Genomic DNA, 13,803 nt, shown 5'->3' with positions numbered 1-13,803 from the left:
CGGACCCCGTCAACTGCCTCGGGGTCAAGCCCCGAGGCTTGTCAGTGGACTCCCGCTCTACCCGAGTAACTCGGGAGGTCGGAATCGACCATTCGCGTTCAGCGTCCCTGACTTGAGAGCCAGTTGACTCGTGGCTCGTCCAGCACCAGACTTGAGCCAGTGCTGAACAAGACGCCACCCGATGTTTCGAGCAGCGTTATAATCACTGTGCAACTCCTTTCCGCATTTCAAGCACTCAAACTCGTCACCATCACGGTTGCCTTCGTGGGTGAATCCACACTCACTGTGACTGCACCGTTGAGACGTGTATGCAGGATTCACGTCATCCACGTCGATGCCGTATTCTTCGGCTTTGTAATCGACGTGGCGGTGCAGTTCACGGAACGCCCACTGCTGGAACTTACTGGCGTTCGAGATGCGCTTACGGATGTGCTTCAAGTTCTCAAACGCAATCGCTGTGCAATCGTTCTCCACCGCTTCTTGAACGAGTGCTTTGGAGATTCGGTGGAGGTAGTCTGCGCTCCAACGAGCGAATCGTGGCCCGATGCTCTTGATGGTGAGATGCGCCGAACGAGTGCCTGTCTGTTGCAGGTTCCCACGACGACATTCATACTCGTCACGGCGGTGGTTGAGGTAATCTGCATTGCCGAGGAACGTTCCCGTGCTGGTGACGGCCACGTACCCATCCACGTTTAAGTCCACACCGAGAACCACTCCGTTCTCGGATTCTTCGTCGCAAGAAGGGTTAACGTCTTTCTTCACGGCGACGTGGAGGTAGTACGTGTCATCGCGTTTGTGGAGCGTTGCTTCGGCTTTCTCCCATTCATCAGTCCAGTAGTCCTTGAACGGCGTCCCCTCTTCGTAGACTGGCGTGACGTATTCTGCAGTCACGCGCTTGTCTGTGGTGGCGAGGGATACATGGTCGTCGTTGTACGTAATGGTGCGTCCATTATACACGACAACACTTCCTCGGAACTCGGGTTTGCTGGCTTTTTCACCGTCTTCAAGGATTCTGTCTTTGCAGTTCCCGAGCGCCGTTGCAGCGAGATTCCTTGCGGATTGAACGAGGCTGGATTGGAGGGAGAGGTTCTCACGAACGTCAGAATATGTCTCTTTGTGGAGCGTGTTCTTGGTGTCCGTGATGTTGTAGGGGTTGTCGTTCCATCCGTGGTCAGCGACGTGCTGCGCTGCTTGTCGGAACTGCTCGAACGTCTCATCAAGGACTTCGTGGTTGTCCTCGGGAACGTTGAGTTTGAGTTGGATGTTCCGAACAACCTCCATACTTCATTAGTATAGGTTGAACTAGTTAAGACTACATGTTGGAGGAGTCGACCTTGCTATCGAGCGTGGTTTTGGAAGGGTAGTGTCGGCTTCCTCCCCGAGGTCAAGCCTCGGGGTATCCGCCTTGAATTTTCGATGAAACAGTCCAGGTTCCGCTATCTGGGGGTGCTCGACCTGCTTCTCGTCGCCGGGTTCGTCGCGCTGTTCGGGCCGGCGACGCTCGCGTCGAGTATCGTCCTGCCGGCGATGCTGCTCGCCGGCCTCTCGGCGCTGCTGGCCGGGAGCGTCGCCCGCATCGCGCTCGGTCCCGTCACGGTGTCGTGGCGGTACTTCGTCGGCGTCACGTACGCGCTGTTCGCGCTGGTCCTCCCCGCGAGTTATCTCCCGAGTGTCCTCGCCGGCACCGCGGCCGCCGCCGAGTGGCTGTTGTTCGTGGTGGGGGCAGTCGGTGGACTCACGCTGCTGTTCTACGGCGTCGACGTCGTTCGCGACGGCGGCAACTTCGAGATCGAGACCGACGTCGAGCGGACGATCGGCTGAGTCTGTCGCTACAACCTATATTTACGTGGGGGACAATCGGGCACCTGTGCCGCAGAACGAACGCATCGCGATCCTCGGCGGGACGTTCACGCCGATCCACAACGGGCATCGTGCACTCCTACACAAGGCGTTTCAGACGGCCAGCCACGACGGCGACGGCGACGGCCACGTCGTCGTCGGCCTCACGTCGACCGAACTCGCGACACAGATGCGCAACGAGTCGCACGCCGAACTGCTCGGGACGTTCGAGCGCCGGCAGAACGACCTCGAGTCGGAACTCGAGCGGACGAGCGCCGCCTACACGGCGTCCTACGAGATCATCGAACTGGCGGACACGCGCGGCCCCGCCGCGACCCGTCCCGACGTCGACGCGCTCATCGCCTCGCCGGAGGCGAAGGCCCAGCGTCGTGCACACGAAGTGAACCAACAACGCGTCGACAGCGGACTCGGACCACTGGAGATCCACACGCCGCCGTTCGTCGTCGCCGAAGACGGCGTCCGCATCAGCAGCACGCGCATCCGAAACGGCGAGATCGACGTCCACGGCCGGCTGCTGGACGACTCGGCGTGAAACCAGATTGCCGGAGCCGAGTGCGGTGTGCGTCCTCCACGGTCCACCCTCGACTTTGTACGTTTCGCCCGCAAACACGTTGTCATGACGCAGGACGCGCGAGACCGACGGACGACCGACATCGTCCTCTACGGCGGGAAAGGCGGCGTCGGCAAGACGACGTGTGCGGCCGCCCACGCGCTCGCACTCTCGACAGCTGAGACAGACACGAAGACGCTCGTCGTCTCGACGGACCCCGCCCACTCGCTCGGCGACGCCTTCGAGCGAGAGCTGTCCGGCGAGCCCGAGGCCGTGACCGACTCGCTTTTCGCCGTCGAGGTCGACCCCGAGAGCGGACAGGACGCCTACAGACGCGTCGTCGAGGCGCTCGCGGACGAGTTCCGCGAGGCCGGCCTGCGACTGGCCGACGACGACCTCGAACGGCTGTTCGAGGCGGGGCTGGTCCCCGGCGGCGACGAGGTGGCCGCCCTGGAGTACATCGCCCGCTACGCCGACGCCGACTACGACCACGTCGTCTTCGACACCGCGCCGACCGGCCACACGCTACGATTGCTCGACCTCCCCGAGGTGCTCGGCGAGACGCTGGGCGTCGCCGGCGAGGTACAGCGGCGCGTCCAGCGGACCGCTCGCGCGGCCAAGAGCATGATGTTCGGTCCGGCAGCCTACTGGGGGTCTCGTGACGAGTCCGACGAGGTCGCGTCGCTCCAAGAACGGGTCGACGCGGTCGGCGAACTGTTGCGCGACCCGACGCGGACTCGCTTTCGAGTCGTCCTCACGCCCGAGCGGATGGCGATCGCCGAGGCCGAGCGTCTCGTCTCCCGACTCGGCGAGGCCGCGGTTCCGGTCGACTCGCTGGTGGTGAACCGAATCTTCGAGAACGAGGCGGACTGTCCGTGCGACCGCTGTCGGCGCGACGCCGAACGACACGCCCGGCGGCTACGGGAGATCGACGACCGCTTCGACCTCCCGGTCAGACGGGTTCCGCAACTGCCGGACGAGGCACAGGGACTCGACGCGCTGTCGACGCTCGGTCCGTCGCTGAGCGGGTCGTAGTTGCCCTCTCTCGACTCGTGGGGAGTCTTTTTCCGCTACGTCGACGGATACTGTTCGACCGGCGGACGCTCCGAGTCGCCGTCGGCCTCCTCGTCGTACAGCAGTTCGCCGGCGACGAACTGTGCGGTTCGGGGGTCGTCGGGGTTCTCGAACAGCCGCTCTGGCGGGCCGATCTCGACGAGTTCGCCGCCGTAGATGAAGCCGACGCGGTCGGAGAGTCGCTCCGCCTGGTGCATGTCGTGGGTGGCGACGACGACGCCGACGCCCCGCCGTCGCGCCTCTCGGATCGCCTCCTCGAGGAGTGCCGTGTTGCGCGGATCGAGGTTCGAGGTGGGTTCGTCGAGGAAGATCACGTCGGGGTCGACGGCGAGCGCGCGGGCGAACGCGACCCGCTGTGCCTCGCCGCCCGACAGCGACAGCGCGTTCTGATCGGCCTTGTCGGCGAGGCCGACGGCGTCGAGCGCCGTCCGGACCGGGTCGGCGATCGACTCGCGGCCCACCAGGCCGCGGAGTTCGCTCCCGAGACGCGCCCGCCAGGACTGCCGGACGCGTCTCCCGTAGCTGACGTTCCGGTGGACGGGCGCGTTGAACAGACTCGGCTCTTGGAACACCATGCTCGTGCGCCGACGGACCGCGAGTCGTTCCTCCTCCGAGAGCGACCAGAGGTCGGTCCCCTCCCACGCGACCGTCCCGGACTCGGGCGGGCGGAACGCCGAGAGCAGGCGCAGGAGCGTCGTCTTCCCCGTCCCCGAGGGACCGACGACGGTGAGCACCTCGCCGGCGTCGACGCCGAGCGACACGTCGTGAAGGACGGTCTCGTCGCCGTAGCCGACGGAGACGTCGATCGACTCCAGCATCACGACGAACGCTCCCCCCGCCCCTTGTTGCGGAGCCACGACCCGAGCGCGTTCACGCCGAGGACGAGCACGAGCAGGACGACGCCGAGGACGAGTCCGACCTCGTACCGTCCCTGTCGGGCCTCGACCGTGATCGCCGTCGTCAGCGTCCGAGTGTAGGATTCGCCGCCGCTGAACACGATGTTGCCGCCGACGATGAGGATGGAGCCGACCTCGCTGATGGCGCGGCCGAACCCCGCGAGCACGGCGGTGACGATGCCGTACCGCGCCTCCTTGATGACGACGAGCCCGACGTCGAGTTTCGTCCCGCCGAGCGCGTAGGCAGCGTCGCGGACGGGTTGGGCCACCCCCTCGACCGCCGAGAGGCTGACGCTCATGATGACCGGCGTCGCGAGGACGAACTGCGAGGCGATCATCGCCTCCGGCGTGAACGCCAGATCGAGCGCGCCGAGCGGGCCGCTGTTCGAGACCATCATCAGGACGACCAGACCGACGACGACGCTCGGGAACCCCATCCCGGTGTTGATGAGCGCCGTCACCGCCCGCTTCCCGGGGAAGTCGGTGAAGCCGACGACGAGGGCGACCGGGAGACTGAACAGGGTGCTGAGCCCGACGGCGGCGACGCTCACCTCCAGCGAGACGAGGACGATGCTGACGATGTACGTCCAGCCGCCGTCGGGAAGCTGTACTTGCAGTGGGTGCATTGGTCTGTGTCTCAGTAGTCGGCCGGAACCGTCGTCTCGACCCAGTGGAGGTACTGCTTGTCACGCGCCGAGAGCTGCTGTGCCTCGCTCGCGGAGTACCCCTGTGGCACGTACTGTGCGAAGTCGGGTTTCTCGGAGACGGCGTTCGGGAAGAACAGTTGCGACCCGTTTGCGGTGTAGTTTTCGATCATCGACTGCGTCTCGGGGCTGGTGAGGAAGCCGATGTACGCCATCGCGGCCTGGTAGTTGACGTCGGAGTACTTCGCCGGGTTCACCGCCATCACGCCGTAGGGGTTCTTCAGGATGACTGGTCCGCCCTTGAGCGGTCCCTGGACGTGGACGACGAGTCCGATCTCGTTCTTCATCGAGAGGTACGTCCCGCGGTCGGCCAGCGTGTACGCACCCGACTGGTCGGCCTGGACGAGCGTGTCGCCCATCCCTTTCCCGATCTCGCGGTACCAGTTCCCGCTGGGTTCGACGCCGGCCTCCTCCCAGATGATGAGTTCCTTCTTGTTCGTCCCCGAGTCGTCGCCGCGGGAGACGAACGTCGACTGACTGTCGGCGATGGTCGAGAACGCCTCGGTGGCGCTCTCCATCCCGTTGATGCCCGCCGGGTCGTCCTCGGGACCGACGACGACGAAGTCGTTGAACATCACGTCGCGACGGTTCACGCCGAACCCGTCCTGCATGAACCGGTCTTCGGCGTTGCGCGCGTGCACGAGGATGACGTCCGCGTCGCCGTCGCGGGCCGTCCGGAGGCTCGCACCAGTCCCCTTGGGGACCGTCTTGACCGTCACGCCGTAGTTCTCTTCGAACACCGGGTTGAGCTTGTCGAGGAGACCCGTGTCGTAGGTGCTGGTCGTCGTCGCGAGCGTCAGCTCGCCGTCGCCGATCTGTCCCGACGCCTGTGCGCCGGAGCCGCCGTCGCCGCCCGTCCCCGTACTGTTCCCCGTCTGGTTCTGTGGCTGTTCCCCCTGTGACGTACAGCCAGCAAGTCCGAACACTGCGCCGGCCGTCGCCGCCTGCAGGAACCGCCTCCGTTGTATCGTCATGGGAACATCGATGGATGAGAGTCAGTTAACTGTTGTTGTTTCAGCGACGAATGTCGCTACTGGCCGGTAGTCGAGGAGCCGGAGGAGCGGAGAGACACTGTCCGTTCGGCGAGCCGGTCGGCCCTCCGGGCGAGAAAAACGGTGTAGTCGACGCTGTTCGACAGTTCCTGCGACCGCGGTCAACGCCGGCGTTCGACGCGACGACCGATCTCGCTGGCGGTGACGAGCGCGTCGCGGACCATCTCCGGCGTGACGTCGAACGGTTCGTTGTGGATCGTCTCGTCTTCGGCGCAGGCGGCCTCGGCGACGGTCAACAGCTCTTCGTCCGTCGGATCGTCGAGGCCGACGTCGGCGAGTTTCACGGGGAGTCCGACGTCCAGCGAGAAGCCGACGACGTCCTCAACGACCTCGTCGGACTGTCCCTCGAGTACCAACTGCGAGAGCGTCCCGACGTTGACCTTCTCGCCGTGGGTCGCCTCGTGGGTCGCCTCGAGCTGCGTCAGTCCGTTGTGGATGGAGTGCGCCGCCGCGAGTCCGCCGCTCTCGAAGCCGAGCCCCGACAGCAGCGTGTTGGCTTCGGTGACGGCTTCGACGCTCTCGGTGACGGCGTCGTTCTCGACGGCGTCGACCGCCGAGACGCCGTGTTCCCGAAGCGTCTCGTAGCAAAGTTTGGCGAGTCTGTGACCCGCGCGGGTGTCCTTGCCGCCGAGGATGTTGTCGCCGGCAGCGCGCATCGTCGCGTCGGCCTCGAACCACGTCGCGAGGGCGTCGGCGATCCCGGACGTGAAGAACCGGGTGGGTGCGGCGGCGACGAGCGCCGTGTCGACGAGGACGACGTCGGGGTGACGGTCGAGGAAGCGGTACGCCTCGAACTCGCCGTGCTCGGTGTAGACGACCGACAGCGCGCTGCACGGTGCGTCGGTCGAGGCGATGGTCGGCATGGCGACGACGCCGAGTCCGAGGTCCTCGCCGACGGCCTTCGCTGTGTCGAGCGCCTTCCCGCCGCCGGCACCGACGACGAACTCGGCCTGTGCGTCGGCCGCCAGTTCGCCGACGCGATCGATCTCGCTGCTCGAACACTCGCCGCTGAACATCGCAGTCGTGACCGCGGCGTCTCTCGACTGGAGACTCTCGGTGACGTCTGCCTCGACGAGATCCATCACGACCTCGTCGGCGAGCAGCAGCGCCGACCCGCCGAGCGACTCGGTGTGCGTGCCGATCTCCGCGGCGACGCCGCGGCCCTGTACGTACGACTCCGGGGAACCGAATATCTGTGCCATACCCTCGGAAGTTCGCCGCCTGCTCGAATAGTTCTAGGCCCGACTCTCACGGTTCGAGAACGAAGCCGACGCGTCGCCGGTCACGACCCCTTGAGCAGGTGAGCGAGACCGAGCGCCTCGGCGACGACCCACGCGACGAACAGGAGGTACGCGACGAGCAGCAGCCACGCCTCCGCCGTCGTCAACGAGAGGTCGGTCCGGAGCAGTGCGAACAGGAGGACCGTCGCCAGCGTGAGGACGCCGAGCATCGGCACCGCCGCGGAGAAGTTCACCGCCGTGCTCCCGGCGATGAGCACGCCGATCGGGATCGCCACCAGCAGGTCGAACGTGTTCGACCCGAGGACGTTGCCGAGGCTCGTGACGCTGTTTCCGTCCTGCGCCGAGCGGACGCTCACCAGCAGGTCGGGGAGACTCGTCGCCGCGGCGATGATCGTCACCCCGGCGAGGAACTCGGGGATACCGAACGTCTGCCCGAGCGACTCGACGCTCCCGACGAGCAGTTCGACGCCGACGAGGATGATCGCCAGTCCGCCGACGAGCATCCCCCACGAGCGTCCGATCGCACCCCCGCTGGTGTCGGCGACGGTGTCGGAGTCGGTGACGTCCTGCCACTGGATGAACAGATACAGCCCGTACAGAAAGAGCGGAATCGCAGCCAGCGGGCGGGTGACGGTCCCGGTGAGTTGGCCGGTCGTCGACGCCGGATAGTAGATGACCGACAACGCGAGCGTCACCACCAGCGCCGAGACGGCGATCATGTAGAACTGCGCCTCCTTGTAGACGACCGTCCGGTTCGTCTCGAGGTCCTCCGAGACGGTGAGTCCCGACAGTGCCGGGATGACGAGGATGTTGAAGATCGCAGAACCGACGATGGCGCCGACGCCCATGTCGAAGACGCCGGAGAGCGCCGCGACGACGACGCTTGCGAGTTCCGGAAAGCTCGATCCGACGGCGACGACGACAGAGCCCTGGACGACCGCCGGGAGGCCGTAGTACGTCGCGAGGCGGTCGGCCGACTCCTCGAGCCACCCGCTGCCGAACCAGATACAGACCGTGGCGAGTGCCACGAGCACCACGTGAACGAGTGTCGTGTCCGGAAGCACGGAATCGAGTACCATTCTCGGTGCCGACTTTGACGGTGGTCCCAAAGAGCGTACCGGCGTCGACCACACCGACGAGAGTACTCTATATTTCAATTTAACAGAAATTCATCTCAAGCGGATAGTTGACGTGGGTCGAACACCAGTTTTGCGTACCGGCGGCTGTCCGGTCGACGCCGACCGCCTGCCGTCGGAGAAACCTATGTCCAACGAACCAACGAACCTGTCCCCCGCTACGGACACTAGCCACTCGTCGCACAGCACGCTCGTCGACTCGGTTCTGACTCTCGGCGAACGGACCAAAGATGCGCTGCTGTTCAGTTCGACCTATCTCGTCGTCGTCGCGATAGCCGAGGTCCTCACCGTGATGGCCGCGCTCTCGCTGTCGTCGAGTCCGGCACCGCTCGTCGTCGGGCTGGTCACCTTCGCCGTCTACATGGGTGACCGACTCGCGGACGTCGACACCGACGAACTGTCGAACCCGCTGCAGGCGGCGTTCGTCCGTCGCCACGAGACGACGCTCTCGGTGCTCTCCGCGGCGGCGTACGGCCTCGCGATCGCGGTCTCCATCCTCGGCGGCCCGGTCGCACTCGCCATCACGCTGCTCCCCGGTGCGTTCTGGGTGCTGTACGCCTCGGAGTGGCTTCCGGAACTCGGTCTCTACGTCCGTCGACTGAAAGAGGTGCTCGTCCTCAACTCGGCGGTCGTCGCCCTCGCGTGGGCGGTCTGCCTCGTGTTCCTCCCGCTGACGTTCGCCGACGCCGCCGTCACGCCCGCCGCCGTCGTCGTCTTCGTCCACTTCTTCCTCGACTCGTTCGTCAACACCGAGATCCCGAACGTCAACGACAGAGCGGTCGACGAGGCCACCGGCGTCTCGACGCTTCCGGTCGTCTTCGGCGTGCGTCGGACCCGACAGATCGTCTACGGTCTCGATCTCCTCTCGGCCGGTCTCGTGGGATACGCGTTCCTCGCGGGACTGTTCTCGACCGCGGTGACCGTCGCCCTGCTCGTCGGTCTGGGCTACGCACTCGTCGTGGCGGCGTTCGTCGGCCGGACCGAACGATACGCGCGTCTCGCCGTCGCCGGCGAACTGAAGTCGCTCGTCGTCGTGGCCGTCCTCGGCGTGTCGCTCCTCTAGGTCCCGCACTCTGCCCGGCGCGACATCGTCTGTAACCAGACACTCTTCGTCGCAATAACCATCGCACGTTTGATATGTGCCCGCCGCGTCGGGGGCAGTAGCTGTGGATACTCCGCTCGTGCTCACCGTGGTGTTGGCCGCGTCGGTCGCCGTCGGGACGGCGGCGACGATACTCGCCTGGCGGGCACGACCGGAACCGGGAGCGACGCCGCTGGTCGGGTTACTGGTCGGACAGAGCTGGTGGTCGACGTGTCTCCTGTTTCAACTGCGCGCGCCGACCCGCGAGGCGGTGTTGCTCTGGACGGACCTCGCGTGGGTGGGTGTACTCACGATCCCCGTCGCCTGGCTCCTGTTCTCGCTGGAGTACACTGGCCGCGACCAGTACGTCCAACCCCGGTACGTCGGACTGTTTGCCGTCGTGCCGGTCGTCACGGTCGTCCTCGCACTCACGAGGCAGTACCACGACCTCCTGTACGTGACGTCCGTCTCGCTCGGGACGACCGGCGTCCCGGTCGTCGTGGAGGACGGTACGTGGTACTGGGTCGCCGCCGGCTACACCTATCTGCTCGGCGTCGGAGGGATGATCCCCCTGCTCGGCTTGCTGACGAGCGACGCCGCCCCGTTCCGCGGACAGAGCGTCGCGCTCCTCGTCGGACTGGTGGTGCCGTGGGTGACGAACCTGCTGTATCTCGGGGAGGTGCTCTCGATCGGCGGCGTCGACCCGACGCCCGTCGCCTTCGGCGTCTCCGGCGTCGCGTATCTCGGCGCGCTCACGCAGTTTCGACTGTTGGGGACGGTTCCAACGCCGAACGCACGGGCACGTCGGCTCCTCTTCGATCGGATGCAGGAGGGTGCCGTCGTCGTCGACTCGAACGATAACGTCGTCGACGTGAACGACAGCTCGCTCGACATCCTGGGGGTCGACTCGTGTGCCGTCCTGGGAGCCCCCGCAGACGAGGTCATCCCCGAGTACGACCGCCTCCCCGACGACGGGAAGCTCTCCGGCCATCTGACCGTCGAGACGCAGTTCGGCACCCGCCCGTACGACGTGGTCGTCACTCGGATCAACAACGTCCGCGGAACTCCGATCGGGCGCGTGATCCGGTTTCACGACGTGGGGCAACATCTCCGTCAACAGCAACGACTCGAGGTGTTGCACCGCATCCTGCGGCACAACATCCGGACCGAAACCAACGTCATCCACGGCTACGTCGACCAGTTCGCCGACGACGCCAACGCAGAGATCGTGAAGAAGCGGGCGCTTCGGATCGACGAGATCGGACAGAAAGGTCGAGAGGCCATCGAACTGTTCGACACGACGCGCGGAGGCGACCGCCCACGGTCGCTCTCGTCGCTCCTGGGCGACTGTCTCACGGACGCTCGCGACGAACAGCCAGCGGCCACCTTCACGTACGATCCGCTCGACGAGGACGTCGCCGTCGCCGGCGTCCTCGAGTCGGTCTTCTCGAACCTCCTGGAGAACGCCGTCGTCCACAACCCGAACGACGACCCACACGTCCGAGTCAGCGTCCGTCGCGTCTCCGACGCCGACCGCGTCCGCGTCGCCGTCGCCGACGACGGCCCCGGGATCGACGACTACGAGCTGCGCCCCCTCGAAGACGGAACCGAGACGCCGTTGAAACACGGGAGCGGGCTGGGGCTCTGGATCGTCAAGTGGGGCGTCGACGTCGCCGGTGGAACGGTTCGGTTCGCCGCGAACGACCCGACCGGACTCGTCGTCACGGTCGACGTCCCGACCTACGAGCAGCAGTGATCCTCTCCTCACCCTGATCGGCAGGAGTCGAACGTCGACTTCGGAAGTTCGTCGACGTCGCTCCCGTCCACCTCGTTTCTAAATTTTGTGTCTGAACGAAACTTATATACGAGCAGAGCACATACGGATTATTGTGCGTTGAGAGACGCACTCTCCCCACCACCAACCAGCAACGTCGGAATCACGACCGACGCTTTTCTCGTCGGTCGTGTTCGGGGGCGTGCCGCCCTGCGTGACCGCTCGCACGCAGGCCTTCGCTCCTTTCGTCTCAGTCTTTCACGCCACTCGGTACCGGCCGTGTTCGACTCATAGGGGTTATCGTAGCCAACCGGAAGAGCAGAGACGCCCGGCACGCAACGGGGTTCGATGCTTCTAGAGAACAACTATGAGATTCTCCGATAACCCCTATCAGTGTCCCAGCGACGTCTCGAGCTGGGAGACCTCGAGACGAGGGTCGGTCGTCGGAGCAGGCCGTCCCGACGAGAGTCAACCCCGCACCGAATCGACGCCGTGGTACCGCCGAGCGGTCGACTGCCCACGCCGAACGGCGATCGCTGAAACCGGGCGTTGTCGTGGTAATATACTGTTTCACGACTGTTGCAACGATGGGACAGTCTGTATCACATATGTGTCGGGGGCTCGAGGGTAGAGATACGATGAACGACACAGCCGTCGACATCCTGTATCTGGAGGACGACCCGCTCGCGAGTCGACTGCTCGAAGAAGTGTGTCGTTCCAGTCGGACGCGCGCAGACGTGCGGACGGCACGGAACCGCGACGCGGCAGTCGAAGCGTTGACCGCCGGGGAACAGCCGGATCTCCTCTTGGTCAGCCGGGAGTTCGGTGCCGGCCGCGGGCTGGCGACGCTCGAGTCGCTCCGCGAGCGCGTCGACCTCGAGTCAGTTTCGGTCGTCGTGCTCGGTCACTCCGACGACCCGGTCGACGTCACCGACGCCTACGAGCGTGGAGCCGACGCGTACGTCCAGAAGCCGCCGAACTTCAGCGAACTACTGAATCTCGTCGAACCGCTAGTGGCCGCCCCGCGGCGCGCAGAGATCGTGGGGATGTCGCCGCAGATGGTTCAACAGCCGCACCGCGAACGCGCTTGAACGGTCCGCCGAGACGAGCGATCTCGCGTCCCGACTGTCGGTCTCTCTTCGCTTTCTCTCTTCGGTCTCACGACCGTCCCATCGAACGAAACTCTCGCGTGACTAGAACAGCCCGAAGAGCCACTGGAGGATCCCGTCGAGGAAGCCGGAGTTGGAGCGGTCTGCCGGCGTCGGTTCCGACGACAGCGCCCCCGGCGTCGGCGTCGGCTCCGAGGATGAGGACGTCGGAGGTTCCGACGACGTCGTCTGACTCGTCTGCGACGTCGGCGACTGGGTCGGTGTCGGCGACTGGGTCGGGGTGGCGGTCGGCGTCTGCGTGGTCTCTCCCCCCGCGGTGTTGGATTCGTCGAGGATCCCCTGGTCGACGAACGCCTCTCGGAGGGTGACGATCTCGATGCCCCGCTGTTTCGCCTGTCGGATGGCGAAGCGGATGCGCTCCTGCGTCAGGTCGTCCGCGTAGTTGTGTCCGGCGAACATCCCCAGCATCCCGTCGCGCTGGACCGTATCGAGGAAGTCGGTGATCTCCGACTCCGACATACGCTCCTCACGGAAGTACTCTCGTCCGATGCGGTACGGGTCGGCGTCAGCTCCCGGGTTCAGTCCGTCGTAGTCGTAGTTCGCGACGCCGGCGTAGTGTTCTTCGACGATCTCCATCACGGCCGGTCCGCGGCGACCGTACGGGAAGACGAAGTTGTCGACGTCGAACCCCATCGACTCGAGTCGCTCCTTCGACTCTTTCGTGGCTCTCTCCAGAACGTCGTCGGTCAGTCGCTCGTAGGCGTCGTCTTCGACGGCGTACGACCCCTCGACCGGCTCTTCCAGGAGGAGGTAATCACCCCTTTCGTCGCTCTCGCCGCCGACCACCGTGGCGACCTCTCCTTCTTCCGTTTCCTCGTCCGTGATCAGGATAGTGTCGCCCGGGAACCCGCCGTGGAGACTCCGCTCCACGTAGACCCGCTCGTCGCCCGACTCGACGTCCGCGGTGATGGTGATCGGCCCCACCGCTCGGTGTTCGAACGTGTGCGACATGACCTCCCACCCGGCGTCCTGCATCTCCAACAGCTGGTCGCGGCTGAGTCCTTCGTCGTCGGCTTCGACGACGCTCACGATGGCGCCGACGCAGGCCGGCGCGTCCTCCTCGCGGTGGACGGGGAACGCCTTCGAGTAGTCCGACGCGGGACTGTCGTCGTAGACGAACACCAACTGTCCGTTCGATTCCTGAGCGCTGGCGACCGGGATCGCGCTGAGTCCGATACCGGCGGCGGCGGCCTGCACGTACTGCCGTCTCGTGGGAGTCACTGAGTTCATTCTGTAGGGCACCTTCGGTCTACCTCCGAGAGAACG

General features: G+C 65.3%; 13 protein-coding genes. 6 read left to right on the top strand and 7 right to left on the bottom strand.

From position 1 onward, the window contains the following. Window positions 1-57: 57 nt before the first annotated feature. On the bottom strand, window positions 58-1,281 hold the full coding sequence (locus EOHIBHHM_RS10200) for an RNA-guided endonuclease InsQ/TnpB family protein (RefSeq protein ID WP_497250174.1): 1,224 nt from the start codon (window positions 1,279-1,281) through the stop codon (window positions 58-60). A 135-nt stretch (window positions 1,282-1,416) separates the two neighbouring features. Here EOHIBHHM_RS10200 and EOHIBHHM_RS10195 point away from each other — a divergent pair, with 135 nt between their 5' ends. The 3 genes from EOHIBHHM_RS10195 (at window position 1,417) to EOHIBHHM_RS10185 (ending at window position 3,445) form a co-directional block, all read left to right on the top strand. Next, on the top strand, window positions 1,417-1,821 hold the full coding sequence (locus EOHIBHHM_RS10195; protein WP_497250172.1) for a DUF7994 family protein: 405 nt from the start codon (window positions 1,417-1,419) through the stop codon (window positions 1,819-1,821). Window positions 1,822-1,867: 46 nt separating this feature from the next. Beyond that, window positions 1,868-2,392 (top strand): phosphopantetheine adenylyltransferase, encoded by a 525-nt coding sequence (locus tag EOHIBHHM_RS10190; RefSeq protein WP_497250170.1) that lies wholly within the window; start codon window positions 1,868-1,870, stop codon window positions 2,390-2,392. A gap of 84 nt (window positions 2,393-2,476) precedes the next feature. Beyond that, entirely contained in the window at window positions 2,477-3,445 is a 969-nt protein-coding gene (locus tag EOHIBHHM_RS10185; protein WP_497250168.1) for an ArsA family ATPase, read from the top strand. 35 nt (window positions 3,446-3,480) lie between these two features. Here the strand turns inward: EOHIBHHM_RS10185 and EOHIBHHM_RS10180 are convergent, their stop codons facing one another. The 5 genes from EOHIBHHM_RS10180 to EOHIBHHM_RS10160 all read right to left on the bottom strand — a co-directional run bounded on the left by EOHIBHHM_RS10180 (window position 3,481) and on the right by EOHIBHHM_RS10160 (window position 8,456). Further along, a complete protein-coding gene (locus EOHIBHHM_RS10180; protein WP_497250166.1) occupies window positions 3,481-4,302 on the bottom strand; it encodes an amino acid ABC transporter ATP-binding protein in 822 nt (273 codons plus the stop codon). After that, window positions 4,302-5,006, bottom strand: coding sequence for an ABC transporter permease (locus EOHIBHHM_RS10175; RefSeq protein WP_497250164.1), 705 nt, complete (start codon window positions 5,004-5,006; stop codon window positions 4,302-4,304). Before EOHIBHHM_RS10175 ends, EOHIBHHM_RS10180 begins: the two co-directional genes overlap by 1 nt. Before the next feature lie 11 nt (window positions 5,007-5,017). After that, entirely contained in the window at window positions 5,018-6,058 is a 1,041-nt protein-coding gene (locus tag EOHIBHHM_RS10170) for an ABC transporter substrate-binding protein (RefSeq protein WP_497250162.1), read from the bottom strand. Window positions 6,059-6,237: 179 nt separating this feature from the next. Beyond that, a complete protein-coding gene (locus EOHIBHHM_RS10165) occupies window positions 6,238-7,338 on the bottom strand; it encodes a glycolaldehyde reductase (RefSeq protein ID WP_497250160.1) in 1,101 nt (366 codons plus the stop codon). An 80-nt stretch (window positions 7,339-7,418) separates the two neighbouring features. Then, window positions 7,419-8,456: a sodium:calcium antiporter gene (locus EOHIBHHM_RS10160; protein ID WP_497250158.1), complete on the bottom strand. Its 1,038-nt coding sequence runs from the start codon at window positions 8,454-8,456 to the stop codon at window positions 7,419-7,421. 184 nt (window positions 8,457-8,640) lie between these two features. Between EOHIBHHM_RS10160 and EOHIBHHM_RS10155 the strand changes: the two genes are divergently transcribed. From EOHIBHHM_RS10155 to EOHIBHHM_RS10145, 3 genes are all read left to right on the top strand, one after another. Next, complete coding sequence (locus EOHIBHHM_RS10155) at window positions 8,641-9,576, top strand: UbiA family prenyltransferase (RefSeq protein ID WP_497250156.1); 936 nt, start codon at window positions 8,641-8,643, stop codon at window positions 9,574-9,576. Between the two features lie 103 nt (window positions 9,577-9,679). Next, a complete protein-coding gene (locus tag EOHIBHHM_RS10150) occupies window positions 9,680-11,350 on the top strand; it encodes a sensor histidine kinase (RefSeq protein ID WP_497250154.1) in 1,671 nt (556 codons plus the stop codon). Between the two features lie 656 nt (window positions 11,351-12,006). Beyond that, on the top strand, window positions 12,007-12,459 hold the full coding sequence (locus EOHIBHHM_RS10145; protein WP_497250152.1) for a response regulator: 453 nt from the start codon (window positions 12,007-12,009) through the stop codon (window positions 12,457-12,459). 102 nt (window positions 12,460-12,561) lie between these two features. Here EOHIBHHM_RS10145 and EOHIBHHM_RS10140 read toward each other — a convergent pair whose 3' ends face one another. After that, the gene (locus EOHIBHHM_RS10140; RefSeq protein WP_497250150.1) at window positions 12,562-13,779 is read right to left on the bottom strand and encodes a polysaccharide deacetylase family protein; all 1,218 of its coding nucleotides are present in this window, start codon (window positions 13,777-13,779) and stop codon (window positions 12,562-12,564) included. Window positions 13,780-13,803: the final 24 nt, after the last annotated feature.

It is taken from the genome of Halogranum roseipondis (assembly GCF_059695585.1).
The sequence above is the reverse complement of the archived record's forward strand: the minus strand, read 5'-3'. Positions and strand labels throughout refer to the sequence as shown.

What these genes read in the sequence shown, in the direction of transcription:
- EOHIBHHM_RS10195 (WP_497250172.1), top strand. Translation starts at nt 1,417, where the DNA reads ATGAAACAGTCCAGGTTCCGCTATCTGGGGGTGCTCGACCTGCTTCTC.
- EOHIBHHM_RS10155 (WP_497250156.1), top strand. Translation starts at nt 8,641, where the DNA reads ATGTCCAACGAACCAACGAACCTGTCCCCCGCTACGGACACTAGCCAC.
- EOHIBHHM_RS10180 (WP_497250166.1), bottom strand. Translation starts at nt 4,302, where the DNA reads ATGCTGGAGTCGATCGACGTCTCCGTCGGCTACGGCGACGAGACCGTC.
- EOHIBHHM_RS10170 (WP_497250162.1), bottom strand. Translation starts at nt 6,058, where the DNA reads ATGACGATACAACGGAGGCGGTTCCTGCAGGCGGCGACGGCCGGCGCA.
- EOHIBHHM_RS10175 (WP_497250164.1), bottom strand. Translation starts at nt 5,006, where the DNA reads ATGCACCCACTGCAAGTACAGCTTCCCGACGGCGGCTGGACGTACATC.
- EOHIBHHM_RS10165 (WP_497250160.1), bottom strand. Translation starts at nt 7,338, where the DNA reads ATGGCACAGATATTCGGTTCCCCGGAGTCGTACGTACAGGGCCGCGGC.
- EOHIBHHM_RS10160 (WP_497250158.1), bottom strand. Translation starts at nt 8,456, where the DNA reads ATGGTACTCGATTCCGTGCTTCCGGACACGACACTCGTTCACGTGGTG.
- EOHIBHHM_RS10200 (WP_497250174.1), bottom strand. Translation starts at nt 1,281, where the DNA reads ATGGAGGTTGTTCGGAACATCCAACTCAAACTCAACGTTCCCGAGGAC.
- EOHIBHHM_RS10185 (WP_497250168.1), top strand. Translation starts at nt 2,477, where the DNA reads ATGACGCAGGACGCGCGAGACCGACGGACGACCGACATCGTCCTCTAC.
- EOHIBHHM_RS10145 (WP_497250152.1), top strand. Translation starts at nt 12,007, where the DNA reads ATGAACGACACAGCCGTCGACATCCTGTATCTGGAGGACGACCCGCTC.